We start from the raw sequence: 24,612 nt of genomic DNA, 5'->3' as shown, positions 1-24,612 counted from the left end.
CCTGCCGGCGCCTTCTCCCCGTATAGTGACGGGGAGAAGGGGGTGGCCGCGACGTCGGCACTCATTCTGCAACGTTGGCGGTTGGCGAAACCCGCCGCGGTGGCGTCTTTCTCCCCGTCACTATACGGGGAGAAATGCCCGGTAGGGCAATGAGGGGCGGCGCGGACGGACGAGATATGATCAAAGCGTCTCGCATGAGGCGCGGGGGAACAGCCTGCGATAGACGAACCACCCAAAGTTCGCTTGCCTTGACGCTTGCAGGCCGTGCCTCTAGAGCGTGGTCCCCATCCAGCCGCTCCATCGAGGCCGCCGTGACCGTCGACATTCCCGCCCACATGCATCCCAGCCGCTCCTTCCAGGGGCTGATCCTGACTTTGCACAATTACTGGGCGAACTATGGCTGCGTCATCCTGCAGCCCTACGACATGGAGGTCGGCGCCGGCACCTTCCATCCGGCGACCACCTTGCGCGCGCTGGGTCCGAAGCGCTGGAACGCCGCCTATGTGCAGCCGTCGCGCCGGCCGAAGGACGGGCGCTATGGCGAGAACCCCAACCGGCTGCAGCACTATTACCAGTACCAGGTGATCCTGAAGCCGAACCCGCCCAACCTGCAGGAGCTCTATCTCGGCTCGCTGGAAGCCATCGGCGTCGATCCGCTGCTGCACGACATCCGCTTCGTCGAGGACGACTGGGAGAGCCCGACGCTGGGCGCCTGGGGGCTCGGCTGGGAGTGCTGGTGCGATGGAATGGAAGTGTCGCAGTTCACCTATTTCCAGCAGGTCTGCGGCATCGAATGCGCGCCGGTGGCGGGCGAGCTCACCTACGGACTGGAACGGCTCGCCATGTATGTGCAGGGCGTCGACAATGTCTACGACTTGAACTTCAACGGCCGCGATGGCGCCGACAAGGTCACCTATGGCGACGTCTTCCTGCAGGCCGAGCAGGAATATTCGCGCCATAATTTCGAATTCGCCAACACCGCGATGCTTCTGAAGCATTTCGAGGACGCCGAGGCCGAGTGCAAGGCGCTGCTCGCGGCCGGCGCGCCCGGATCGAATGACGCGCCGGCGCGGCACCGCATGGTCCTGCCTGCCTATGACCAGTGCATCAAGGCCAGTCACGTCTTCAACCTGCTCGACGCGCGCGGCGTGATTTCGGTCACCGAGCGGCAGAGCTACATCCTCAAGGTGCGCAACCTTGCCAAGGCCTGCGGCGAGGCCTTCCTGCAGACCGAGGCGGGCGGGCTGGCGGCCTAAGGTGTCGATATTCAGGTGATGCCGGCCTGACCTGATTCTCAACGCACCTTAGTTCAAGGCGCTTTCACCGATTGTGAGCGAGGCGATCGGCAACGAACTCTGGCTGCTTGCGCCATCGATCGTCCGCAGCGCCTGCCGCACGCCCGGCATCGTGAACGTGCCATGCATCTGGGCGGCGAAGCAGGCGCTCAGTGCCAGGATCTGCAGGGTTCTCGATACCGTTTTCATGGTCGTTCAGCCAATAGTTCTCTGCCTGAGCGTTGGTCGCTTCAGCGCCGCGTTCGGTTCATTGGATTTCTGTTCTTAGGACGGGCGCGCCCGCCTGGTCCCGACAAAGACCTGATAATTTCCTGAAATCGGCCGCCCTGGCGGTCGGCGGGCAGGGGTGACAGCGGCGAGCCGAGTTGCTATGCCCGCCCGGACCGTTCGCCCGCATGAGTTGATCCCTATGCCCGACCTGCTTCTCGAACTTCGCTCCGAGGAAATCCCCGCGCGCATGCAGCGCAAGGCCGCGGGCGATCTCAGGAAGATGCTGACCGACGGCCTCGTCGAGGCCGGTCTGACCTATGAGGCGGCGCGCGAGTACTGGACGCCGCGGCGCCTGGCGCTCGACATTCGCGGCCTGACGGCGCGCTCCAAGGACATTCGCGAGGAGATCAAGGGCCCCGCCACCTCGGCGCCGGAACAGGCGGTGCAAGGCTTCCTGCGCAAGGCCGGCCTCGCCTCGATCGCCGAGGCGCATGTCCATTCCGACCCGAAGAAGGGCGACTTCTATGTCGCCCATATCTCCAAGCCGGGCAGGGCGGCGGAGGACATCATCGCCGAACTGGTGCCGGGCATCATCCGCAGCTTCCCCTGGCCGAAATCGATGCGCTGGGGGCCGGCCTCGGCCAGGCCCGGCTCGCTGCGCTGGGTGCGGCCGCTGCAATCGATCGTCTGCACCTTCGGCCCCGAGACCGAGGAGCCCGTGGTGGTCGATTTCGATATCGACGGCATCCGCTCCGGCAACGTCACCTATGGCCATCGCTTCCACGCCCCGGGCGAATTCACCGTGCGTCGGTTCGACGACTACGTGTCGAAGCTGGAGGCCGCCAAGGTCGTGCTCGATGCCGAGCGGCGCAAGGAGATCATCCTGGCCGACGCCCGCAACCTAGCCTTCGCCAACGGTCTCGACCTGGTCGAGGACGAAGGGCTGCTGGAGGAAGTTTCCGGCCTCGTCGAATGGCCTGTCGTGCTGATGGGCGAATTCGAGCAGGATTTCCTCGCCATTCCGCCCGAGGTCATCCGGCTGACCATCCGCGCCAACCAGAAGTGTTTCGTGACCCGGCCGCAAGGGGCGGGCGAGGACCTCTCCAACCGCTTCATCCTCGTCGCCAACATCGAGGCCAAGGATGGCGGCAAGGAGATCGCGCATGGCAACGGCAAGGTGGTGCGCGCCCGCCTCTCCGACGCGCTCTATTTCTGGAAGACCGACCAGGGCGATCTGCCAGATTTCGGCGAGCTCAAGGCGTCGGCGGAAAAGTTCGGGCTCGATCTGAAGAAGCCGCTCGACCAGCGCATGGCGCGTCTGGACCATCTCAACGTGACCTTCCACGCCAAGCTCGGTACGCAAGGAGCTCGTGTCGAGCGGATCAAGCGGCTGGCCGAAGAACTGGCGCCGGTCGTCGGCGCCGATCCGGCGCTGGCGCGCCGCGCAGCCCTGCTCGCCAAGGCCGATTTGCAGACCGAAGTGGTCGGCGAGTTCCCTGAATTGCAGGGCGCCATGGGCCGCAAATATGCGCTGCTGGAGGGCGAGCATCCGTCCGTCGCAGCAGCTGCCGAGGAACACTACAAGCCGCAGGGCCCGTCCGACCGCGTGCCGACCGATCCGGTCTCGGTGGCGGTGGCGCTCGCCGACAAACTCGACACGCTGACCGGCTTCTGGGCCATCGATGAGAAACCAACCGGCAGCAAGGATCCGTTCGCGCTGCGGCGTGCTGCGCTCGGCGTGGTCAGGATCCTGATCGAAAACCGCGTTCGGTTGGCGTTGACATCGATCTTCGCCAAGGCCTTTGCAAACTTTGCAGGCGGTGCGAGCCAGCAGTCCGACCTCCTCGCCTTCTTCCACGACCGCCTGAAAGTCTATCTCCGCGATCAGGGCGCCAGGCATGATCTGATCGATGCCGTCATCACGCCGCAGTCGGACGACCTCTTGCAGATCGTGCGCCGCGTCGAGGCGCTCGGCTCCTTCCTCGACAGCGACGACGGCAGGAATTTGCTCGCCGGCACCAAGCGCGCGGCCAACATCCTGGCCGCCGAGGAGAAGAAGAAAACCCTGGTCGCCGAGACTGTTGAGCCGGCGCTGTTTCGCGAGGATGCCGAGAAGTCGCTGTTTGCCGCAGTGAATCAGGCCGAGAAGGAAGCCGGCCAAGCGATTCAAAACGAAGATTTTTCCGCCGCCATGCTGGCGCTTAGCGTTTTGCGTGAACCGGTTGATTCATTTTTTGAACGGGTTCTCGTCAATGATGAGGACCAGGCCGTGCGCGCCAATCGGCTGGCGCTGCTTGCCCGCATCCGCGCCGCCACCGACCAGGTCGCGGATTTCTCCAAGATCGCCGGCTGACGGCTGAGAAAAGGCGGCCCTGAAGTTGCCTGCGCCTATCAGGGCGCGGGCAGCGCGCCCCTGCCTTCAGGCGTCAAAATTAGTACGCTGGCGCCGGCTTACAGTCATATGACGATGACCTCCGCATGGGAGAACCAATGCGTGTCGCCCAGAAGTGTGCAGCGGTTCTGGGACAACGACATGCATCAAACAAAAGACGTTCCCCCAACGATGGAGGCTTGCCATGCATTCCGATCACGACATCGAAGTGACTGAAGAAACTACGGCCGCCGAGGCGAGCGACTCCGCCTCCGACACCATCCTCGACCATGCCGCCGCCGCCGCGATCGAAGCCGCCGACCTGTCTGACGACGAGGATGGCGACGACGAAGTCGCCGAAGATACCGACGAGGAAGCCACCCTCTCGGGTGACGATGAGGACGAGGACGGCGAAGCAGAAGACGGCGTGAAGGCCGAAGGCGAGGACGACGAAGACGAGTCCGACGAGGACAAGGAAGAAGCCGCCTGAGCATCCGCGACCGGCTGGCCCGACCGGGCCAAGGAAAGGGCGGCGCCAGCGCCGCCCTTTTTGCCGTCAGTCCTCAAGGATGCTGACGTAGACGCTGTTCGAATAGACATCGACCTGGATCAGCGGCTCGCCATTGACGATGGCGCGCCGCGTCGCGCCGCTCATGGCGCCGCCACGCTTCAGCATCCGCTCCAGATCGGCGCGGTCCTCATTGCTGCGGAACCAGGCGTCGCCCTCGTCGTCGCGGTCGCGCCGATGGAACTTGTGCCAGTTGGCCCGGTCCTGCCGCACCATCTGCGCGGCGCTGTCCAGCGGATAGCCGTCGCTGGCTTGGTGATCCCGCTCGGAAATGCGCGCGACATAGGAGCCGAGCATGTCGTCGGCCCGCGCCGTGCTCGTGCCCAGCACTGACGCCAGCAGCAATGCGGCGACGGCAAATCGTCTCGTCTCGTTCATGATGAACCCCCTTTTGAACCCAAATCCTCGTCCAGCGAAGCCGCCCGAGCGGTTCGGGCAGCGGCGATGGAATCAGGGACGAATACTGCCATCCGCACATGTGTGTCGGATGACGGATCCGCCTCCGCCGAAAGCTTACATGGCTTTTCCGATAGGGGATATCGGTGCCGGCTGAGCCGCTTCCGGTTGCGGCTGCTGCGCCTCCGGCTGCGATTTCGGCTCGCCGTTTGACGCGGTCGCCTCGCTAGCCGGCTTGCCGTCTTCGGCGGGCTTCGTCTCGGTCGCCGGCGCACTGGCGGTGGCCTTGGCCGGCACGGCAGCAGGCGTAGCAAAGGCGCCGCCAACGACGCCGCCGCGGATGATCATCGGGCTCTGCATGGAGCCATGATGCGTGGGCTTCTCGGGGATCGCCGCCACTTTCTCGTCGGTGACGTCGGGCGCCGGCTCGCCGAGCGCCACCACCGACGGCGTCGAGCCGATCTTCATCGGGTCCGCCGCGCCGAGCCTGATGATGGACGGCGTCGCGGTCGACGCGCCGAGCACGACAATGGACGAGGCCTGCGCGCTGCCGGTGATCGCCGACAGGCCGACGCCAAGCGCTGCAAGGATACGCATCGACACCATGATAATTCCCCTGGCCCAACAGACCGGCACCATATTCCCGCGGGATTGATGCCTGCTTGCGCGGAAACATAGCATTTTAGGGATTGATAATTCGCCAACGCCCGCACTTGCCCCCCGGGCGTCGCCGTATTACGCAGCCCCGCATCCTATAGAGGTGACGACAAGTGGCTGAGATACTTGCCGCCGGCAAGGCGATGGAGCGGGCTCTGGCGCTGCTCGAAGGCGGCGATGTCGTCGCCATTCCGACCGAGACCGTCTATGGGCTGGCCGGCGACGCCACCAATGGCATCGGCGTTGCCCGCATCTTCGAGGCCAAGGGTCGGCCGCGCTTCAATCCGCTCATCGCCCATGTCGCTGATCTCGCTATGGCCGAGCGCATTGCGCATTTCGATCCGCTGTCGAGGAAGCTGGCCGGGGCCTTCTGGCCGGGGCCGCTGACACTGGTGCTGCCGCAGCGCGCCGGCAACGGCATTCATCCGCTGGTCACGGCCGGGCTCGACACCATTGCGCTGCGCATGCCGAAGGGCTTCGGCGGCGAGTTGATCGCCAGGCTCGGTCATCCGCTCGCCGCGCCAAGCGCCAATTCGTCCGGCAGGATCAGCGCCACCACCGCCGAGGCCGTGGCGGCCGATCTCGGCGACAGGATCAGGCTGGTGGTCGATGGCGGCGCGACGCCGGTCGGCCTGGAATCGACCATCGTCAAGGTCGAGGGCGAGAGCGTGCGGCTGCTGCGGCCCGGCGGTATCGCCGCGGCCGAAATCGAGGCCGTCGCCGGCAAGCCGCTGCTGCGCGGCGCGGCCGCCGGCATCGAGGCGCCCGGCATGCTCGCCTCGCATTACGCGCCAGGCGCCGCGATGCGCCTCAATGTCCGACAGATCGCCAGCGGCGAGGCGCTGCTCGCCTTCGGCGGCAGTCGCGCCGAAGGCTGGCAGGATGCCGCCGCGCTGCGCAACCTCTCCGAGACCGGCGACGTGCGCGAGGCGGCGGCGAACCTCTTCGCATACATGCAGGACCTCGACCGCAGCGGCGCTACGACCATCGCCGTCGAGCCGATCCCCTTCGACGGACTGGGCGAGGCGATAAACGACCGGCTGTCGCGCGCCGCAGCGCCGCGTGACAAGACCGGCTGAGCGCCATAGGTTCTGGCCCCATGAACGATCAGACCGACGACCAGCCCTTCGAACTCGACGCCGCGATCATCGACCGTTTCGCGGCCATCGTCGGCGAGCAATACGCGCTGCGCGGCGAGGCGGAGATCGCGCCCTACATCACCGAAAGGCGCGGCCTGTGGCACGGCAGGACGTCGCTGGTGCTGAGGCCGGGCAGCGTCGAGGAGGTGAGCCGCATCATGCGGCTGGCGACCGAGACCGGAACGCCCGTCGTGCCGCAGAGCGGCAACACCGGACTGGTCGGCGCCCAGGTGCCGGACAAGTCCGGCCACGACATCGTGCTTTCACTGTCGCGGCTGAACCGCATCCGCGAGATCGACGTGCTCTCCAACACCGTCACCGTCGAGGCCGGCGTCATCCTGCAGACCTTGCAGGAAGCGGCCGACGCCGCCGGCCGGCTGTTTCCGCTGTCGCTTGCCGCGCAGGGCTCCTGCCAGATCGGCGGCAACCTCTCCTCCAATGCCGGCGGCACCGGCGTGCTCGCCTATGGCAATGCGCGCGAGCTTTGCCTCGGCGTCGAAGTCGTGTTGCCGACCGGCGAGGTGTTCGACGATCTGCGCAAGCTGAAGAAGGACAACACCGGCTACGATCTGAAGAACCTGTTCGTCGGGGCCGAAGGCACGCTCGGCGTCATCACCGCCGCCGTGCTGAAATTGTTCCCGAAGCCGAAGGGCAGGGAGGTCGCTTTTGCCGGCCTTCCGTCGTCCCCGAAAGACGCGCTTTCGCTGTTCACACTGGCGATGGACCGGGCCGGCGCCTCGCTCACCGCTTTCGAACTGATTGCCAAAAGGCCCTACGACTTCACGCTGAAGCACGGACAGGGCATCTCGCGACCGCTGGCCGACGACTGGCCCTGGTATGTGCTGATGCAGGTCTCTTCCGGCCGCTCCGAGGAGGACGGCAAGGCGCTGATCGAGGAGATACTGTCGGCCGGGCTCGAGCAGGGCATCGTCGGCGATGCGGTGGTCGCCGCAAGCCTTGCCCAGGGCGATGCCTTCTGGAACTTCCGCGAGACGTTGCCCGAGTGCCAGAAGCCCGAGGGCGCCTCGATCAAGCACGACATCTCGGTGCCGATCGCCGCGATCCCCGAATTCATCGACAAGGCGGCCGGCGTGGTGGAGACCGTGTGTCCGGGCGCGCGCGTGGTCTGCTTCGGCCATATGGGCGACGGCAATCTCCACTATAACATTTCCCGCCCGGTGGACTGGCAGGACGCCGCCTTCCTCGACCTCTACCATCCCATGAACAAGGCCGTGCACGATGTCGTGCGCTCCTTCCATGGCTCGATCTCGGCCGAGCACGGCATCGGCCAGCTGAAGCGGGAGGAACTGATCGCCACCGCGCCGCCGACGGCGATCGATCTGATGCGCCGGGTGAAGGCGGCCATCGACCCCGCCGGCATCATGAATCCCGGTAAGGTTATCTGATCCTTCCAACATGTTGTGGATGGTTGCATTCCGATAACCATCGGCTCAGATCAGCAAAATTTAACCGACTTTCTTAAGCGCGGCGGTAAGGAGCCAGCGCTAATGTTTCGCCATAAGCGAGGCCGGAAAAAACTGGCCCGGAGAGAACCGGTAAACGGCCCTCAGGAGAGACAGGAAGGCACTCGATGAACACTGGACTGAAGCCAGTCTGGGCAGGGCGCAACATGCGTCTCGACCCATTCCGCCTGCCGCAGATGGTGAGCTATGCGACACGCGACGACTATGGCGATGTTACCTTCACCATCGACCAGCGTGGCGCAGTCATTCGCCGCATGCTGGAGATGAGCGGCGTGCCGGCGATCATCGCACTGCCTGCCAAGGCGTTTCGCGGCGTCGCCGCCCGCGCCATGGAGGATCCCGAAGGCAACGTCACGGTGACACTCGAACTCCTGCACAATGATCCGATGCTGTCGGTGCCGCTGCTGGTGGCAGACGACCTCGACGACGTCGCCGCCGACTGGCGCGCCTGGGCCGACGCCTATCGCCTGCCGATGCTCCTGATCGAGGCCGACGGCGTTGCCCGCACGCTGGAGGAATCGCTCGGCGCCGCCATCAAGGCGCTGCCGCCGCAGGAGCGCCGCAAGGGCCGTGTCTCGACCATGCGCCGTCCGCGCTTCCTTGCCCGCCGCCGGGCCGGCGATCTTGGCCTCAGACTCGTCGTCGACGGCGAGGAGATCATTTCGCACGAGTAGTCTGCTCATCCCGCAGGCGATTGGCGAAACCGCCGATGACAGCCTTCTTCTCCCCGTCACTATACGGGGAGAAGTGCCCGGCAGGGCGATGAGGGGCGGCGCCGACCTCAGGTTTTGGCCACATCAAAAGCCGATCAGAGGCCGTATAACCGCTGTACATTTCCCTTTGCTTGCAAGGCTGGCGCTGCCCCTCATCCGGCTGCCGCCACCTTCTCCCCGTTGAACGGGGAGAAGGGAGAACTACACCAGCGGCTTCAGCGCCACCCACAGCGAGCCGCCGATCAGGCCGAGGAAGATCAGCCAGCCGACCTGGTTGTTCGACTTGAACAGCTTGAGGCACTGATCCGGATTGTTGATGTCCAGCCTCGCGATCTGCCGCGCCATATGCGCGCCGGCGGCGATCAGCCCGGCCAGCGCCGGCATCGGCGCCTGCGCCGAGGCGAAGGCGATGGCGAAGCAGACAAGCGCGCCGCCATAGAGGCCGACCAGCCAGGTCTTGGTGTTGTCGCCGAACAAGCGCGCCGTCGAGCGCACGCCGACGATGGCGTCGTCTTCCTTGTCCTGATGCGCGTAGATCGTGTCATAGCCGATCACCCACAGGATCGAGCCGATATAGAGCATGATGGCCGGGCCATCGAGATCGCCGAACTCGACCGCCCATCCCATCAGCGCGCCCCAGGAGAAGGCAAGGCCGAGCACGAATTGCGGCCAGTCGGTGATGCGCTTCATAAACGGGTAGACGGCGACGATGACGAGCGAGGCGATGCCGAGCGGAATGGCGAAGCTGTTGAACTGCAGCAGCACGACTAGCCCCACCAGCGCCTGGATGACCAGGAATCCCCAGGCCTGCCGGCGCGTCACCTTGCCAGCCGGCAGCGGCCGCGAGCGCGTGCGCTCGACCTGGTTGTCGATGTCCTCGTCGGCCAGGTCGTTATAGGTGCAGCCGGCGCCGCGCATGGCAACCGCCCCGACCAGGAACAGCAACAGGTACCAGGCTGACGGCAGCAGGGTCAGCAGCGGATCCGTCGGGCGCGGATAGGCGCTTGCCGCGAGCGCGGCCGACCACCAGCACGGCCAGAGCAGCAATTGCCAGCCGATCGGGCGATCCCAGCGCGCGAGCTGCGCATAGGGCCAGAGCCCGCGCGGCAGCGCGCGGTAGACCCAGTGACCGCTCGGGGCATCGGCGACGCGGCCCTGGGCCGCTTTCGACTGGATGGTTTCCATCGTGCTGGAGTGGCAGCAGCGGTGAGCGCCGTCAAGCGGCCGCGTTGTCGCTCAGCCCGTGAAAACATCGTGGCTGGCGAACCACGCTTTCGCCACCTCGATGAAGGCCAGCGCCGCCTTCGACAGGCGCTGGCGCGTGTCATGGGCGAGGACGATGCGCTGCATCGGCAGCGGATCGGCGAGCGGCTTGCAGACCAGCGGCAGTCCGTCATAGCTCAAATCGCCATGCGGCCTCGTGTAGCTGACGGCGACGCCGAAGCCATTGGCGACCATGCTGCGCTGCAGCTCGAACGAGCTCGTCGTCGATTGGGCGACAGGCGTCAGGCCACGGCTGAGGAAGAGGTCGAGCATGTGCTGCCAACTGTGCGGCTGGTCGGTCATGATCAGCGGATGCGCCGCGAGCTCGACCAGGCCGACGGTTCGCTTGTCTGCCAGCACGTGACCGGCAGGCAAAAGCGCATGCGGCCGAAGTTCGTGCAGCAGGACGCGCTTGAAATGCGCCGGCAGGCCGAGATCGTAGGTGAGGCCAAGATCGACGGCCGAATCGGCAAGCCGCCGCCCCAGCGTCTCGAAGGTTTCGTCTCGTATGACGACTGTGACGGCCGGGCAGCGCTCGGCGAAGGCGCGCATCAGCGCCGGCGCGAAATAGGCTGCCAGATCCTCGAAACAGCCGAGCACCAGCTCGCCGCCGACTTCGGCTTCGCGCGATCCGAGCGCGGCCAGCTCGTCCGCCTCGGCCAGCACTTGCCTGGCCTTGGCGACGGCCTTGCGACCGAACGAAGTCAGCGCGACGCCGCTTCCCCGCTGGCGCACGAACAGTTTTTGGCCGAACGCGTCCTCCACATGGTCGATCGCCACCGAAATCGAAGGCTGCGACACATTCAGCGCCTGGGCCGCCATGGTCACGCTGCCATAGCGGGCCACGGCAACGACATAGCGCAATTGGGCGAGCGTGAACTTCATAGGTCAAAACTATAAGCGAGATGACAAGTTATTATTTTACGTGATGTGACGCTCTTGCGATAGTCGATCATCGAACAGCAGGAGAGCACGATGGCCAGCCCGAAAATCGACGCCGCGACAATTGCCGACTACCAGCGTGATGGCGCGGTCTGCATCCGCGGCGCCTTCAAGGCTTGGGTCGATGTCATCGCGGATGGCATAGAGCGCAACATCGAGAACCGCAGCGCCGCCGCTTCCGACATCGCCAATGGCAAGGGCAGTTTCTTCGACGACTACTGCAATTGGGAGCGCATCCCTGAATTCGTCAGGATCGTCAGGGAATCGCCGGCGGCCGAGCTGGCGGCCGCCGTCATGCAGTCGCGCAGCGCGCAGTTCTTCCACGACCACGTTCTGGTCAAGGAGCCCGGCACGCAGAAGCCGACGCCCTGGCATCAGGACATTCCCTATTATTTCGTCGATGGCAGCCAGACGGTGAGCTTCTGGATCCCGATCGATCCGGTGAAGGAGGCAACGCTCAGGCTGATCGCCGGCTCGCATAAGTGGGAAAAGATGGTGCTGCCGGTGCGCTGGCTGAACGACAGCAATTTCTATGCGGACGAAGGCGACTACCTGCCGGTGCCCGATCCCGACAACGACCCGTCGCTGAAAGTGCTCGAATGGGAGATGGAGCCGGGCGACGCCATCCTGTTCGACTTCCGGACCGCGCATGGCGCGCGCGGCAACCTGACCTCGGCCCGGCGCCGGGCGCTGTCGCTGCGCTGGGTCGGCGACGACGCTCACTATGTCGAGCGGCCGGGCCGCACCTCACCGCCCTATCCGGGCCACGGCATGCAGCCCGGCCATAAATTGCGCGAGGACTGGTTCCCCGTCGTTTTCCAGAGCTGACCGCGCGGGGTGAGCCGCCCATCGGCATGAAACGTCGCGCCCTCCGCGCGACGTTCCCGTGCGCAACCGGCATCGAGCAGGCCAAAAGCCTTGACCCGCCGGCCCTGGGGCAATAGCGGGAGGTCCTGTCGTGGATGACTGGGGATATCGGCATGCGCGTTTTGGTGATTGGCTCCGGCGGCCGCGAACATGCCCTGGCCTGGAAGATCGCGGCCTCGCCGCTTCTGACCAGGCTCTATGCCGCGCCCGGCAATCCGGGCGTTGGCCGCGACGCCGAACTGGTCAAGCTCGACATCGCCGACCACGCCGCCGTTGCCGCCTTCTGCAAGGACAACGCGATCGACCTCGTCGTCGTCGGACCTGAAGGCCCGCTGGTCGCCGGCATCGCCGACGATCTGCGCGGCGAGGGCATCCGCGTCTTCGGCCCGTCGAAGCGGGCGGCGCGGCTCGAAGGCTCGAAAGGCTTCACCAAGGACCTCTGCGCCAAATACGATATTCCGACCGCCGCCTATGGCCGCTTCGCCGACCTCGCCTCGGCGAAGGCCTATGTCGAGAAGGTCGGCGCGCCGATCGTCATCAAGGCCGATGGGCTCGCCGCCGGCAAGGGCGTCACCATCGCCATGACCTTGGACGAGGCGCTCGCCGCGCTCGATGCCTGTTTCGACGGCGCCTTTGGCGCCGCAGGCGCCGAGGTGGTGGTCGAGGAATTTCTGACCGGCGAGGAGGCAAGCTTCTTCTGCCTGTGCGATGGCACGACGGCACTGCCCTTCGGCACCGCGCAGGACCACAAGCGCGTCGGCGACGGCGACGTCGGCCCCAACACCGGCGGCATGGGTGCCTATTCGCCGGCGCCGGTGATGACATCGGAAATGGTCGAGCGCACCATGCGCGAGATCATCGAGCCGACCATGCGCGGCATGGCCGAACTCGGCGCGCCGTTCGCCGGCATCCTCTTCGCCGGATTGATGATCACCGACCAGGGGCCGAAGCTCATCGAATACAACACTCGCTTCGGCGATCCCGAATGCCAGGTGCTGATGATGCGGCTGAAGGACGATCTCCTGGTGCTGCTCAACGCCGCCGTCGACGGCCAGCTCGCGCATACCTCGATCCGCTGGCGCGACGAGGCGGCGCTGACGGTGGTGATGGCGGCGAGGGGCTATCCCGGCACCCCGGAAAAGGGTTCGGTCATCCGCGGTCTCGAGGAGGCCGCCAGCGACGGCGCCGAGATCTTCCATGCCGGCACCGCCATCAACGGCGGCGCGCTGGTCGCCAATGGCGGCCGCGTGCTCAATGTCACGGCGACCGGCGCCACCGTCGGCGAGGCGCAGCAACGCGCCTATGCCGCTCTCGATCGCATCGACTGGCCGGAGGGCTTTTGCCGCCGCGATATCGGCTGGCAGGCCGTGGCGCGCGAAAAGGCCGGCGCCTGATCCTATCCCTGCCGCCAGCGACGATCAGGCGGCCTGTGTCTTGCGATCCGCCCGCGCCCAGGCCGGCAGCCAGTCACCGTGAGCGGCAAGCAGGTCGTCGACAAGCGACCAGATCTGGTCGAGGTCGAGTTCGGCCGCGGTGTGCGGATCCATCATCGCCGCGTGGTAGATGTGCTCGCGGTTTTCCGTCATCAGCGCCCGCACCGTCAGCTCCTGCACGTTGATGTTGGTGCGGATCAGTGCCGTCAGCTGCGGCGGCAGGTCGCCGATATAGGTCGGCTGGATGCCGGAGGCGTCGACCAGGCATGGCACTTCGGCGGCGCAATCGAAGGGCAGCGAGGTGATGCAGCCATTGTTGCGGATATTGCCGTAGATCACCGAGGGCTCGCCGGTCCAGACCGAGTTCATGATCGAGGAGGCGTACTCCTTCGACTGCTCGACCTCGATCCGGTCGGCCGAGCGGTAGGCTTCGGCCTGCCCCTTCCAACGCTCGATCTGTTCGATGCAGCGCTTCGGATACTCGTCGAGCGGGATGCCGAACTTCTCGATCAGGTCGGGGCGGCCATCCTTGATGAAATAGGGCGTGTATTCGGCGAAATGCTCCGAGCTTTCGGTGACGAAGTAGCCTAGCCGCGTCAGCATCTCGTAGCGCACCTTGTTGGGGCAGCGCGGGTTCCAGCCGGGCTTCGGCGCGCGGCCTTCGCGATAGGCGCGCACGAGATCGGGATAGAGGTCGCGGTAGGAACCGTCCGGCTGGCGATGCTCGAACTTCAGATAGAAGGCCATGTGGTTGATGCCGGCCGAGCGATAGCGGATCTCCTCGTAGGGAAGGTCGAGGTCGTGCGCCAGCTCCATCGCCGTGCCCTGCACCGAGTGGCAGAGGCCGACCTGCCTTATGGCGGGATATTTTTCCGATATCGCCCAGGTGTTGATCGCCATCGGGTTGACGTATTGCAGCATGATCGCCTCGGGGCAGACCGCGAGCATGTCCTCGCAGATCTTCCACAGATGCGGCACGGTCCTCAGGCCCCGCATGAGGCCGCCAACGCCCAGCGTGTCGGCGATGGTCTGGCGCAGGCCGTATTTCCTTGGCACCTCGAAGTCGGTGACGGTGCAGGGTTCGTAGCCGCCGATCTGGAAGGCGACGACGACGAAATCGGCCCCGGCAAGCGCCTTGCGCTGGTCGGAATAGGTCTCGGCCTTCGCCTTGACGCCGAGCGTCGCGATCAGCTTGTTGACGACGACGGCGCTTTCTTCCAGCCGCTGCGGGTTGATGTCCATCAGCGCGATCGTCGCGCCGGACAGCGCCGGGCGCTGCAGCACGTCGCCGACGATGTTCTTCATGAACACTGTCGAACCGGCACCTATGAACGTGATCTTGGGATGTCTTGCCACTGAAACCTCCGGCACTTTGTCTAGGCCACCTCGAAAGCGGCCCGGACGAGCCGTTCGGTGTAGGCGGTCTTGGGATTGGTGAGGACCTCGTCGACAGGTCCCTGCTCGACGACCTTGCCGTGCTGCATGACGATGACGCGGTGGCACAGCGCGCGCACCACCTTGAGGTCGTGCGAGATGAAGAGGTAGCTCAGGCCGCGCTCGTCCTGCAGCTTCCGCAACAGGTCGATGATCTGCGCCTGGACGGAGAGGTCGAGCGCCGATGTCGGTTCGTCGAGCAGGATGAATTCGGGCTCCAGCGCGATCGCCCGGGCGATCGCGATGCGCTGCCGCTGGCCGCCGGAGAATTCATGCGGGAACCGCGAAAGGATGTCGCCCGGCATGCCGGCGCTGACCAGCGCCTCGCGAACCCGTTCGACCCGCTCGGGCCGTGTCGCCCCGATGCTGTTGACGACCAGCCCTTCCTCGATGATCTGCCCGATCGTCATGCGAGGATTGAGCGAGGAAAAAGGATCCTGGAAGACGATCTGCATGCGTGAGCGCAGCGGCCGCATTTCGTTGCGCGACAGGCCATGGATCGGCTGGCCGTCGAAACGGATCTCGCCGCGTTTCGGATCGAGCAATCTGAGCAGGGCCTGCCCGAAGGTGGTCTTGCCGGAGCCGGATTCGCCAACCAGCCCCAGCGTCTCGTGGCGGCAAAGCTTGAGGTCGAGGTCGTCGACGGCGACCAGTTCGCGCCAGTCCGGTTTCAGGAAGCTGCCATGGCGCAGCATGAAGCAGACGCGTACGCCGTTCGCTTCGAGAATGGTGCCGCAGCCCTCCGGCAGCGGTTGCGGCCGCCCGCGCGGCTCGGAGGCGAGCAGGCGCTGCGTATAGGGGTGCTGCGGATCGGCGAACAGCCGTTCGGTGACATTGTGCTCGCGCATCTCGCCATGCTGCATCACATAGACGTAGTCGGAGAACTTGCGCACCACCGTGAGGTCGTGGGTGATCAGGATCACCGCCATCCGAAGTTCTTTCTGCAGATTGCGGATCAGGCTGAGGATTTGCGCCTGGACCGTGACGTCGAGTGCCGTCGTCGGCTCGTCTGCGATCAGCACGTCGGGATCGTTGGCCAAAGCCATGGCGATCATCACACGCTGGCGCTGCCCGCCGGAGAGCTGGTGCGGGTACTGCTTGAGCCGCGCCTCCGGCTCAGGTATCTGGACATGCCGCAAGAGTTCGAGCGCTCGCGCCCAGGCCTCCCTGCGGCCCACCTTGCGATGCACCCTGATTGCCTCGACGATCTGGCTGCCGACCGTGTAGATCGGGTTGAGCGAGCTCATCGGCTCTTGGAAGATCATCGAGATGCGGTTGCCGCGCAGCTTGCGCCGGGCGTGCTCGGGGAGTTTCAGGATGTTCTGCCCATCGTAAGAAACGCTCGACCTCGGCGATACCGTGGCCCGCCGCGACAGCAGCCCCATGACGGTGCGCGCCGTCACCGACTTGCCGGAGCCGGACTCGCCGACGATGGCGATCGTTTCGCCGCGATAGAGCTGGAACGAGACTTCCTTGACTGCTTCGACGACGCCGTGTTCGACCTTGAAGGCCACCTCGATGTTGCGGGCGTCGATGATTGGCTGGTCCGCGCGTCCGTCATGGTCGTGGCGGGAGGCTGGCGCAAAGGGCTCGGCGAGTGCGAGGGTCATCCCGGCCACCTCAATAGGGGTCTACGGCATCGCGCAGGCCGTCGCCCAGCGCGTTGAAGGCAAAGACGGTGATCAGCACGAAACCGACCGGCGACAGGATCCATGGATAGGTGCCGATGACCGAATAGGTGGCCGTGTCCTGCAGCATCAGGCCCCATGAGATCAGCGGCGGCTTCACCGCGAAGCCCAGGAAGCCGAGGAAGGATTCCAAGAGCACCACTGTCGGGATCGCCAGCGTCACGGCGACGATCACATGGCTCATCACGTTGGGGAGGATGTGCTGCATGATGATGCGCCGGTCTGTGGCGCCGACTGCCATGGCAGCGCGCACATAGTCGACCCGCGCCAGCGCCAGGGTCTTGCCGCGCACCTCGCGCGACATCTGCGCCCAGCCGAGCGCCGACATGACGATGATGACAAAGGCGAGGAAAACGTTGGTCGGCGCGGTGACCGGGATCAGCGTCGTCAGCGCCAGGTAGAGCGGCAGTTGCGGGAAAGCGAGCACCAGTTCGACGAAACGTTGCACCCACACGTCGAACCTGCCGCCGAAATAGCCGGAGACCATGCCGACCGTGGTGCCGATCATGGTGATGATGAAGACGACCGTCAGCGCGATCATCAGCGAGACGCGCGAGCCGTGGATGGCCCGCGAGAGCACGTCGCGACCGAACTTGTCGGTGCCGAGGAAATGCACCGGCTGGCCATCCATCGAGCCGAAGAAATGCCGGTCTGCCGGAAGGAGCCCGAAGAGCCTATAGGGCGAGCCCTCGACGAGGAACCCAAGCAGCCTTGGGTGTTCGTAGTCGGGGCCGACGATAGGCTGGAAGGTGATCGGATCGAGATCGGCCGAATCGGCCAGCGCATACACCCTCGGCCGCGCGACGAAGTTGCCGTCCTTGTCGTGGAAGCTTGGCAGTTGGGGCGGCGCGAAGGCGATATCGGTTGCCTTCGGGTCCATCGGCGCCAGGAATTCCGCGAACACGGCCATCAGGAGCAGCAGCACGACGAGCCAGAGCCCGGCCATCCCGGTCCACGAACGCTTGAGCCGCCGCCAGACCAGCGCGATGTAGCTCTCATTGCCGCGCGCGGGCTTCTCGATGGTTCCCTCGGCGGGCGGCGGTGGCAGTGATGTGTCGCGCGCCAGCATCTAGTTCTCTCCGAACTGGCGGATGCGCGGGTCGAGCAGGACGAGCAGCATGTCGGCGATGATGTTGCCGACGATCAGCGTCGCCGACAGCACCATCATGAAGGTGGCGGTAACATAGACATCGCCTACCGCCATCGAGCCGACGATCGCCGGTCCGACGGTCGGCAGCGCGAAGATGATCGCCGTCTCGATCTCGCCGGTCAGCATGTAGGGCAGCACCACGCCCTGGTACATGACCAGCGGGTGCAGTGCGTTGGGCACGGCATGACGCAGGACCACGGCGCCGCCGGTCAGCCCCTTGGCCTTGGCCGTCTCGACATATTGGGCGTTCAGCGTGTCGAGCAGATTGCCGCGCATGACGCGCATGTTGTAGGCGAGCCCGCCGAAGGTCGCGATCGCCACCACCGGCCAGACATGCTTGACGAGGTCGACGAATTTTGCCCACGACCATGGCGCGCCGCCATATTGCGGCGAGAAGAAGCTGCCGATCTCCGACACGTTGAACTGGAAGACCAGCAGGTAGACGATGATCAGCGCCATCAGGAAGCGCGGCACCGTCATGCCGAGGAAGGAGATGGCCGAAAGTGTGGAGTCGATCCAGGAATACTGCCGGGTCGCCGCCCATATGCCGAACGTGATGCCGAGGACGGAAGCGAGCAGGTGGCAGACCAGTGCCAGAAGCAGCGTGCGCGGCAGGCGCTCGCCCACCACATCGGCAACCGGCTTGTTGTAGTAGAGGCTGTAGCCGAAATCGCCGCGCGTGACGATGCCGCCGATCCAGTTGAGATACTGGACGGGCAGCGGCTTATCCAGGCCGTGCTCGATCCGATAGGCCTTGGCCTGCGCGTCGGCCTGGGCGAAAGACGCGCCGCCCTGGTTGATCAGCTGCGAACGGATGTAGTCGGCATAGTCACCCGGCGGCGCCTGGATGATGGCAAAGGTGACCAGGCTCAAGATGGCGAGGACCGGGATCGCCGACGCTATGCGCGTGAGCAGGAATCGCAACATCGAACGGCCCGTTTCCTTGTCTCGCCGGTTGCGCCCGCTCAGGGCCTGTCCGGAGGGTTTGCTTGGTCCGGCCGCGCCAGCGGCGCGGCCGGAGTTCTCTTCGTCAGGGAGGGTAAACCTTAGTTCATCGGCCCCTTGTCTCCGGGTTTGCCGGGAAGCTCGTCGGGGAACAATTCGTACTTGGCTTGTTTGTCGGCCGCGACAAACACCCGTTCGCGGACGATCGAATCCTCGGCCCAGTTGAACATGAAGATCGGCGTGCCTTGCGGAATGTTGGAGAAGCGCTTGTTGATGATCAGCGCGCCGGGATATTCCGTCAGGCCGACATTGTAGACGTGCTCCGTCGAGATCTTCTGGAAGTCTCTCATCAGGCCGGCGCGCTGGTCGTTGTCCTGCGTCGAGACGAACTTGTTGACGATGTCGACGAGATCCTTCTCGAACGGCATCAGATCGACTTCGCCGCTTTCCGGTGCACGGTGGTTCCAACTGGTCTTGGGGCCAACCGGCGCAAGCTGCTCGGTGTTCTGCACGACGGAGGTCAGTTCCTGGTCGTTGCGCCTGATCAGCCAGTCGAAGCGGCCGGAATATTGCGAGGCGTCGCGCTGGGTACCGTTGAGGCCGTTGAGCACGACCCTGAGCCCCAGCTTTTCCATCTGGGCGACGACGCCTTCGGCAAGGCTCTTGTCCGTGGTGTAGTCATTGTTGACCAGCATCACGATCTCGACGTCCTTGCCGCCGGCGGTGCCGGCTGGGAAGTTCACGATGCCATCGCCGTCGGTGTCCTTGAGGCCAGCCTTGGCGAGCTCGGCCTTGGCGCCCTCGAGGTCGAAGGGATAATAGACGGTCGACTTGCGGTCGTAGAAGCTGGTGCCGGATGAGAAACCGCCGGCGTAGATGGCGGTGAACGGCCCCTTGACCAGGGAGTCGCCGAGCGCCTTGCGGTCGAACGCCATGGTGACGGCCTTGCGGAAGTCCTCGTTGCGGTTCAGCTCGCGGATGGCCTGGCCGCGCTCGTCGGGATTGCCCCAGCCATTGGCGGAAAAGTTCATGCGCAGATTGTAGCCGATGAGCCGGGGTCCGAAGGCAAGCCTGGCGGGCGCGTCCTTTTCCGCCGCGCGTTTCAGCGAGGCGACGAAGTTTTCCGGCTGTTCCAGGTTCGAGAAGTCGCCCGAGCCCGCCACCGCCTGGACGTCGCGGTCGGCCCAGGTCGAGAGCTTGTATTGCAGTTCGTTGAGGTAAGGCAGCTGGTTGCCCTTCTCGTCGACCTTCCAATAGTAGGGGTTGCGGCGCATGACGATGATGTCGTCTGGCCGGTACTCGACCGGCACCCAGGCGCCCATCACCGGCATGTTCATGTATTCCGGCGGGAAGGCGTTCTTGAACTGGTCGTAGGTGTTCTTCGAATATTTCGGATGCTGCGGCTTCAGAATGTGCGACGGGCCGGGGCAGAACGTGCCGTAGGCCATGGCGTAGAGATATTGTCTCGGGAAGGCTTCCTTGAAGGTCCATTCGACGGTGTAATCGTCGATTTTCTTCAGCGTCGTGCCGACGCCGAAGGTTTCCGGCGTCGCGCCATTGAGCGGCGAGACGTTCGGATCGACGACTTCGTCGTCCCAGTAGAACATGATGTCGTCGGCGTTGAAGGGCGCGCCGTCCGACCATTTGGCGCCTTCGACCAGGTGCATGGTCAGCTTGTGGCCGTCCTTCGACCACTCCCAGCCCTTGGCGAGGTTGGGCAGCGGCTCGGTGTCCTTGGCCTCGACCTGGAACAGCGGCGCGGTACGCGTCAGGCATTCTGAAAGGCCGATATCGATGCCGCCCCAGCCTTGCGTCTGGCCGGCGCCGTAGTTCCAGCCTTCCGGCCTGCCGCCGATGACATGGCGCATGGTGTCGCCGTAGACGCCGATGCCATCAGGCATGTTGCCCGTCTTGAAGACCAGTGGCTCCTTCGGCAGCCTGTCTTTCAGCGGCGGCAGCTTGCCGGTCTTGACGAATTTCTCGGTGACCCAGTCAGGCTCGTGATATTCCGGCAGCGCCTTGAACTCCAGGATGGAGTCGCGCGCCACATACTTGATCTTGCCCTCGGCCGGGAACGTTGCCGGCTCCGGTGGGATCGTCGGTTCGGAAGCGAAAGCATTGAGCGCGGGGATTGAAACGCTCAGCGCCAGTCCCGCCGCTATGCCAAGTCTGTGTAAGTTCCTCATAGTCTCCTCCCAGGTGTTGGACGTCTGCTGCCCGCCTTCTATGCAGTGCGGCTGAATTGGCGGACCGCCTTGCGGCGGATCCGCGTTGGTGCCTGACTGTCTCAGCCGGCCTGTTTCAGTGCCGCCTTCTCGGCGCGCAATTCCTCGATCGAGCGCACACTGCGGCGCGCGGCACCGGCCCATTCGCGGGTCTTGACCTTGGATTTCGAAAGCCGCTCCTTTGCTGCCGGAACCGCATGGGCATATTGCGGCAGCCAGGCGGCCTGGGCGACGACCATCTCGTCCACCATCTGCCAGACCTCCTCCGGCGTCGAAACCGCGCCGACCAGCGGGTCATGCAGTACGGCGAGCTTCAAGAGGTCGATGTCGCCTGATATCGCGGCATGCACCGACATGCGCTGGACGTTGATCGAGGAGATGCAGGTGGCGGCGCAGGCCTCCGGCAACGTGATGCCGGCGGCCATGTTGATGCCGAACCGATCGACGAAGCCGGGCGACTCGATGATGGCGTCCTGCGGCAGGTTGGTGATCACGCCGTTGTTCTTGACGTTGAAGTGGCCGCGATAGACGCGGTTCGTCTCCAGCGCCTCGAGGATGTGGCTGGCATGCTCGTTGGAGCGCTTGGCCGGGTCGATCGGCTTCGACGCCGCTTCAAGGAATTGCGGATATTCCGTTTCGAACCAGTTGCGGGTCTCGGTCGAGTAGCGCAGGTAGCCGCCAGTCTCGCCGTGGATCCAGTCGGACATGTCGATCCAGCGCGTGATCTCGTCGGGGCGCTTGCGGTACCAGGGCAGATACTCGGAAAGATGCCCGTTGCTTTCGGTCGAATAGACGCCGAAGCGCTTCAGCACGTCGATGCGCAGCTTTTCCTGCTTCGAATAGACGGGGTGCGCCTCGAAGGCGGCGACCAGTTCGTCCTTGCCGATCGGGCGGCCGTTGAGGCGCAATTCGATGAACCAGGTCTGGTGGTTGATGCCAGAACAGACATAGTCGAGTTCCCCGGACGATTTCGCTCCCAGCACCTCGGCAATCTGCTCGGCGCCGTGCTGCACGCCGTGGCAGAGCCCGACCGTGTCGACCTTGCCATACTCGATCGCGGCCCAGGTGTTCATCGCCATCGGATTGGCATAGTTGAGGAATTTGGCGTTCGTGTCGGCCACCTCGCTTATGTCCTTACAGAAATCGAGGATCACCGGGATGTTGCGCTGGCCGTAAAGGATGCCGCCGGCGCAGATCGTGTCGCCGACGCACTGGTCGATGCCATATTTAAGCGGAATGCGGATGTCGTCGGCATAGGCCTCCAGGCCGCCGACGCGCACGCAGCTGATAATGTAGCGCGCGCCCTCGATCGCCTTGCGCCGGTCGGTCGTTGCCGTCACCTTGGTCGGCAACCTGTTCGCTTCCACGATCCTGTCGAGGATAGCCTTGATCATGCCGAGATTGTGCTCGCTGACGTCGGTCAGCGCGAATTCGATGTCGCTGAATTCGGGGACACACAGAATGTCGGTGAACAGCTTCTTGGTGAATCCGACGCTGCCGGCGCCAATAATAGCGATTTTGAAGCTCATCACCTTCACCTTGGTCCAATCGAATGCTAGGCAAGGAGCAGCAAGGGAGGATATGGCCGCACGCCAGGGCGTGCATGCCACTCAGGCCGGAAATCCGGCCTTTTCTCCTCCCGCCCGCTCCTCGACCGCGGGTCATTCCCGTTCTCTGGAGCTGGATTATGCGCTTATTCGTAGGCACGAACAGAGAAGGATTATGCTTTCGAGGGTAATTTTGTGCTGCAGGACCTGATCGCCAACGGCCCATCGATGCGGACGGTCTCGCTGCCGCGCGGCCGCCAGCGCCTCCATGCCATGCCGACCAGCACCGGCTATGAGGTGCGCGAGGACGAAACCTATGACTGGGACGGGCGAAAGCGCGGCCAGACCCCGTTCACCGTCCTCCAGCACACGATCGGCGGCACCGGGCAATTACGCTACGAGAGCCGCAACTACCGCCTGCAGGCGAACGACACGCTGCTGGTGCTGGTGCCGCACAACCATCGCTACTGGCTGGCCAAGGGTGATCGCTGGGAATATTTCTGGATCTCGATGAACGGCGAGGAGGCGCTGCGCATCCACAAATCGATCCTAAGCGTCTCGGGCCCTGTGTTTCGGCTGCAGCCAACGACGATCGACCATCTTGCCGACTGCAGCCTGCGCCTCATCACGGGAGCCGGTTCGCCGGGTGCCGCTTCCGCCGTCGCCTACGAAGCTGCCATGGCCCTTTACGACGATGTTTTCGGGTCGCACGCCTTCGCGGAAAAACAAAGCGCCATGCAGCCGGTGATCGACCACATCAACGCCAATCTCGACAAGCCGCTGCCGGTGGCGGACCTCGTCCACATCAGTGGCCTCAGCCGCGCGCACTTCTCGCGCTGCTTCGCCGAGAGCGAGGGCATCCCGCCCGCCGAATTCGTCTTGCAGCAGCGGTTGCAGCGCGCGGCAAAACTGCTGACCAAAGCGGATTTCCTGCCGGTCAAGGAGGTCGCCGTCCTGTGCGGCTTCGAGGACGCGAATTACTTCTCCAAGGTTTTTCGCCGTTCCTACGGCACGACCCCGACGCAATTTCGCACCACTGGCATGTATGCCAGCCTCGGAAATCATCGCTGACCCGGTTGCCGGTTGCTCAGCGCCGCCTGCGGTCGATCGCGGTCGAAGCGGTGCTCACCGGATCGGCCGCCGCGAAGGCGGCCTCGAGCTGCAAGGGCGAGCGCTGCTCGGTGCGCTTCCAGGCAACATACTCGGCAATGCCGAAGCGCGGCCGCCGTGGCACCGTCTTCACCACCGGCATGCTGAAGCCGTCGCGGAATTTCTGCCAGCGCTGGCCGAGCACCGAGACCATTTCCTCGAAGGTCGGCGGCGTCGCGACATCGGCATAGGTGATGGTGAATTTGCCGGCGAGCCCGGCCTCGCGCGAGACCGGCACCGGGATCGAGGCGAGATAATCTGACGGCACGTCGATCAGGCCGCCAAAGGCCCATTGCTGGCGCAACCGGTCGGCATTCATCGGTGCGACGGAGACGTCGATGTCGTTGGGCGTGCCCGGCACGCGGTAGGGGCATTTTAGGCGGCCGCAATTGGTGTGCGCCGAAAACTGCCAGAGCGCGTAGCCCTGCCAGTTGCCCATCGGAAAATGCACCTCGATGTCGGGCTTGTAGCGCGCATACCAGAGCGGCAGCCGCGACAGGAGCCGGTACTGATAGCGGTTGTCGGCAATGAATTGCGCAGTCCTGCCGTTGGTGTAGAGCACCGGGAAGCGGCCAAGGCGCCGATGCACCTGGCGCACGAACTCCTCGGCATCCTCCAGCGACATCCACTGCGTCGGATCGTTGCCTTCGATATCGAGGGCAACGAGGTCGTCTGGCGCCGGTTCGGCGAAATCGATGAAGTTATTGGCCTGCTCGACCGGGTTGCCGGGGCGGGCAAGGTGATAGGCGCCCCATTTCAGGCCGAGCGCCTTGGCCACCACCTTGCGCGTCTGAAACAGTTCGCGCGTCACCGCGAAGCGCTTCCACAACGCCTTGCAGAGCCGGAACTCGGTCTCGTCGCCCGAACAGAAATAGGCCGGCGGCAGCCCGTCGGAGGCCTTGTTGATGAAACCGACGATGCGCTTGTCGGTGGCAAGCTCGGCCCAGTCGATGGAATTGTATTCGTAGGCGTCGATGACCAGCGCGCGGTCAGCGTTCTTCCACGGCTCGGAGAAATCCGAGGCCTGTGCCGCCGTGCCGAGCACCATCGCAGCCGCGAGAAGTGCCAGGCGGCGAAGAGGGCGCGCCGGCTCTTTCAATCAGGGTTGTCCCCACTGACAAGAGGGTATGCTGAAC

The 24,612-nt window shown here is 64.7% G+C and carries 21 protein-coding genes; 9 read left to right on the top strand and 12 right to left on the bottom strand.

Annotated features, from left to right (window positions below):
• Positions 1-311: 311 nt before the first annotated feature.
• Positions 312-1,256, top strand: a complete 945-nt coding sequence (locus tag PU724_RS07160; RefSeq protein ID WP_127284245.1) for a glycine--tRNA ligase subunit alpha — start codon at positions 312-314, stop codon at positions 1,254-1,256.
• Between the two features lie 48 nt (positions 1,257-1,304).
• Here the strand turns inward: PU724_RS07160 and PU724_RS07155 are convergent, their stop codons facing one another.
• A complete protein-coding gene (locus PU724_RS07155; RefSeq protein ID WP_354421034.1) occupies positions 1,305-1,484 on the bottom strand; it encodes a hypothetical protein in 180 nt (59 codons plus the stop codon).
• Positions 1,485-1,704: 220 nt separating this feature from the next.
• Between PU724_RS07155 and glyS the strand changes: the two genes are divergently transcribed.
• Both glyS and PU724_RS07145 read left to right on the top strand, forming a co-directional pair.
• Positions 1,705-3,858, top strand: coding sequence for a glycine--tRNA ligase subunit beta (gene glyS, locus PU724_RS07150; protein WP_354421032.1), 2,154 nt, complete (start codon positions 1,705-1,707; stop codon positions 3,856-3,858).
• Between the two features lie 223 nt (positions 3,859-4,081).
• A complete protein-coding gene (locus PU724_RS07145; protein WP_354421030.1) occupies positions 4,082-4,366 on the top strand; it encodes an ATPase in 285 nt (94 codons plus the stop codon).
• Positions 4,367-4,432: 66 nt separating this feature from the next.
• Here PU724_RS07145 and PU724_RS07140 read toward each other — a convergent pair whose 3' ends face one another.
• Together PU724_RS07140 and PU724_RS07135 are read right to left on the bottom strand one after the other, a co-directional pair.
• Positions 4,433-4,822 carry a hypothetical protein gene (locus PU724_RS07140; protein WP_128275505.1) on the bottom strand — a complete coding sequence of 130 codons (390 nt, stop codon included), beginning with the start codon at positions 4,820-4,822 and terminating at the stop codon, positions 4,433-4,435.
• A 135-nt stretch (positions 4,823-4,957) separates the two neighbouring features.
• Entirely contained in the window at positions 4,958-5,446 is a 489-nt protein-coding gene (locus tag PU724_RS07135; RefSeq protein WP_354421028.1) for a hypothetical protein, read from the bottom strand.
• Between the two features lie 164 nt (positions 5,447-5,610).
• Between PU724_RS07135 and PU724_RS07130 the strand changes: the two genes are divergently transcribed.
• The 3 genes from PU724_RS07130 (at position 5,611) to PU724_RS07120 (ending at position 8,794) form a co-directional block, all read left to right on the top strand.
• Entirely contained in the window at positions 5,611-6,576 is a 966-nt protein-coding gene (locus tag PU724_RS07130) for an L-threonylcarbamoyladenylate synthase (RefSeq protein ID WP_354421026.1), read from the top strand.
• 20 nt (positions 6,577-6,596) lie between these two features.
• Positions 6,597-8,042 (top strand): FAD-binding oxidoreductase, encoded by a 1,446-nt coding sequence (locus PU724_RS07125; RefSeq protein WP_354421025.1) that lies wholly within the window; start codon positions 6,597-6,599, stop codon positions 8,040-8,042.
• Between the two features lie 185 nt (positions 8,043-8,227).
• On the top strand, positions 8,228-8,794 hold the full coding sequence (locus PU724_RS07120) for a DUF6101 family protein (protein WP_127287094.1): 567 nt from the start codon (positions 8,228-8,230) through the stop codon (positions 8,792-8,794).
• A 240-nt stretch (positions 8,795-9,034) separates the two neighbouring features.
• On the opposite strand, the gene ubiA is transcribed toward PU724_RS07120, so the two are convergent.
• Positions 9,035-10,018, bottom strand: a complete 984-nt coding sequence (gene ubiA, locus PU724_RS07115) for a 4-hydroxybenzoate octaprenyltransferase (RefSeq protein WP_320320781.1) — start codon at positions 10,016-10,018, stop codon at positions 9,035-9,037.
• Between the two features lie 51 nt (positions 10,019-10,069).
• The gene (locus tag PU724_RS07110; RefSeq protein ID WP_354421022.1) at positions 10,070-10,981 is read right to left on the bottom strand and encodes a LysR family transcriptional regulator; all 912 of its coding nucleotides are present in this window, start codon (positions 10,979-10,981) and stop codon (positions 10,070-10,072) included.
• A 90-nt stretch (positions 10,982-11,071) separates the two neighbouring features.
• Between PU724_RS07110 and PU724_RS07105 the strand changes: the two genes are divergently transcribed.
• Together PU724_RS07105 and purD are read left to right on the top strand one after the other, a co-directional pair.
• Positions 11,072-11,866: a phytanoyl-CoA dioxygenase family protein gene (locus PU724_RS07105; protein ID WP_354421020.1), complete on the top strand. Its 795-nt coding sequence runs from the start codon at positions 11,072-11,074 to the stop codon at positions 11,864-11,866.
• Positions 11,867-12,018: 152 nt separating this feature from the next.
• Positions 12,019-13,299 carry a phosphoribosylamine--glycine ligase gene (gene purD / locus PU724_RS07100; protein ID WP_354421018.1) on the top strand — a complete coding sequence of 427 codons (1,281 nt, stop codon included), beginning with the start codon at positions 12,019-12,021 and terminating at the stop codon, positions 13,297-13,299.
• 24 nt (positions 13,300-13,323) lie between these two features.
• On the opposite strand, the gene melA (PU724_RS07095) is transcribed toward purD, so the two are convergent.
• The 6 genes from melA (PU724_RS07095) to melA (PU724_RS07070) all read right to left on the bottom strand — a co-directional run bounded on the left by melA (PU724_RS07095) (position 13,324) and on the right by melA (PU724_RS07070) (position 22,309).
• The gene (gene melA / locus PU724_RS07095; RefSeq protein ID WP_354421016.1) at positions 13,324-14,694 is read right to left on the bottom strand and encodes an alpha-glucosidase/alpha-galactosidase; all 1,371 of its coding nucleotides are present in this window, start codon (positions 14,692-14,694) and stop codon (positions 13,324-13,326) included.
• A gap of 20 nt (positions 14,695-14,714) precedes the next feature.
• A complete protein-coding gene (locus PU724_RS07090; RefSeq protein ID WP_354421014.1) occupies positions 14,715-16,382 on the bottom strand; it encodes an ABC transporter ATP-binding protein in 1,668 nt (555 codons plus the stop codon).
• 10 nt (positions 16,383-16,392) lie between these two features.
• Positions 16,393-17,529: an ABC transporter permease gene (locus tag PU724_RS07085; RefSeq protein ID WP_127392698.1), complete on the bottom strand. Its 1,137-nt coding sequence runs from the start codon at positions 17,527-17,529 to the stop codon at positions 16,393-16,395.
• Positions 17,530-18,537, bottom strand: coding sequence for an ABC transporter permease (locus tag PU724_RS07080; protein WP_127283556.1), 1,008 nt, complete (start codon positions 18,535-18,537; stop codon positions 17,530-17,532).
• A 119-nt stretch (positions 18,538-18,656) separates the two neighbouring features.
• Entirely contained in the window at positions 18,657-20,741 is a 2,085-nt protein-coding gene (locus tag PU724_RS07075; RefSeq protein ID WP_128274726.1) for an ABC transporter substrate-binding protein, read from the bottom strand.
• A gap of 101 nt (positions 20,742-20,842) precedes the next feature.
• A complete protein-coding gene (melA, locus tag PU724_RS07070) occupies positions 20,843-22,309 on the bottom strand; it encodes an alpha-glucosidase/alpha-galactosidase (RefSeq protein WP_292103160.1) in 1,467 nt (488 codons plus the stop codon).
• Positions 22,310-22,555: 246 nt separating this feature from the next.
• Here melA (PU724_RS07070) and PU724_RS07065 point away from each other — a divergent pair, with 246 nt between their 5' ends.
• A complete protein-coding gene (locus PU724_RS07065; protein WP_127283568.1) occupies positions 22,556-23,398 on the top strand; it encodes an AraC family transcriptional regulator in 843 nt (280 codons plus the stop codon).
• Positions 23,399-23,414: 16 nt separating this feature from the next.
• Here PU724_RS07065 and PU724_RS07060 read toward each other — a convergent pair whose 3' ends face one another.
• Positions 23,415-24,575, bottom strand: coding sequence for a glycoside hydrolase family 25 protein (locus PU724_RS07060; protein WP_407046031.1), 1,161 nt, complete (start codon positions 24,573-24,575; stop codon positions 23,415-23,417).
• Positions 24,576-24,612: the final 37 nt, after the last annotated feature.

It is taken from the genome of Mesorhizobium abyssinicae (assembly GCF_049887195.1).
Taxonomy (GTDB): Bacteria; Pseudomonadota; Alphaproteobacteria; order Rhizobiales; family Rhizobiaceae; genus Mesorhizobium; species Mesorhizobium abyssinicae.
The sequence above is the reverse complement of the archived record's forward strand: the minus strand, read 5'-3'. Positions and strand labels throughout refer to the sequence as shown.

Excerpts from the sequence above, each read along its gene's own strand:
- PU724_RS07155 (WP_354421034.1), bottom strand. The coding sequence starts at position 1,484 with ATGAAAACGGTATCGAGAACCCTGCAGATCCTGGCACTGAGCGCCTGC.
- glyS (WP_354421032.1), top strand. The coding sequence starts at position 1,705 with ATGCCCGACCTGCTTCTCGAACTTCGCTCCGAGGAAATCCCCGCGCGC.
- PU724_RS07145 (WP_354421030.1), top strand. The coding sequence starts at position 4,082 with ATGCATTCCGATCACGACATCGAAGTGACTGAAGAAACTACGGCCGCC.
- PU724_RS07140 (WP_128275505.1), bottom strand. The coding sequence starts at position 4,822 with ATGAACGAGACGAGACGATTTGCCGTCGCCGCATTGCTGCTGGCGTCA.
- PU724_RS07135 (WP_354421028.1), bottom strand. The coding sequence starts at position 5,446 with ATGGTGTCGATGCGTATCCTTGCAGCGCTTGGCGTCGGCCTGTCGGCG.
- PU724_RS07125 (WP_354421025.1), top strand. The coding sequence starts at position 6,597 with ATGAACGATCAGACCGACGACCAGCCCTTCGAACTCGACGCCGCGATC.
- PU724_RS07120 (WP_127287094.1), top strand. The coding sequence starts at position 8,228 with ATGAACACTGGACTGAAGCCAGTCTGGGCAGGGCGCAACATGCGTCTC.
- ubiA (WP_320320781.1), bottom strand. The coding sequence starts at position 10,018 with ATGGAAACCATCCAGTCGAAAGCGGCCCAGGGCCGCGTCGCCGATGCC.
- PU724_RS07110 (WP_354421022.1), bottom strand. The coding sequence starts at position 10,981 with ATGAAGTTCACGCTCGCCCAATTGCGCTATGTCGTTGCCGTGGCCCGC.
- PU724_RS07105 (WP_354421020.1), top strand. The coding sequence starts at position 11,072 with ATGGCCAGCCCGAAAATCGACGCCGCGACAATTGCCGACTACCAGCGT.
- purD (WP_354421018.1), top strand. The coding sequence starts at position 12,019 with ATGCGCGTTTTGGTGATTGGCTCCGGCGGCCGCGAACATGCCCTGGCC.
- PU724_RS07090 (WP_354421014.1), bottom strand. The coding sequence starts at position 16,382 with ATGACCCTCGCACTCGCCGAGCCCTTTGCGCCAGCCTCCCGCCACGAC.
- PU724_RS07085 (WP_127392698.1), bottom strand. The coding sequence starts at position 17,529 with ATGCTGGCGCGCGACACATCACTGCCACCGCCGCCCGCCGAGGGAACC.
- PU724_RS07080 (WP_127283556.1), bottom strand. The coding sequence starts at position 18,537 with ATGTTGCGATTCCTGCTCACGCGCATAGCGTCGGCGATCCCGGTCCTC.
- PU724_RS07075 (WP_128274726.1), bottom strand. The coding sequence starts at position 20,741 with ATGAGGAACTTACACAGACTTGGCATAGCGGCGGGACTGGCGCTGAGC.
- melA (WP_292103160.1), bottom strand. The coding sequence starts at position 22,309 with ATGAGCTTCAAAATCGCTATTATTGGCGCCGGCAGCGTCGGATTCACC.
- PU724_RS07065 (WP_127283568.1), top strand. The coding sequence starts at position 22,556 with ATGCGGACGGTCTCGCTGCCGCGCGGCCGCCAGCGCCTCCATGCCATG.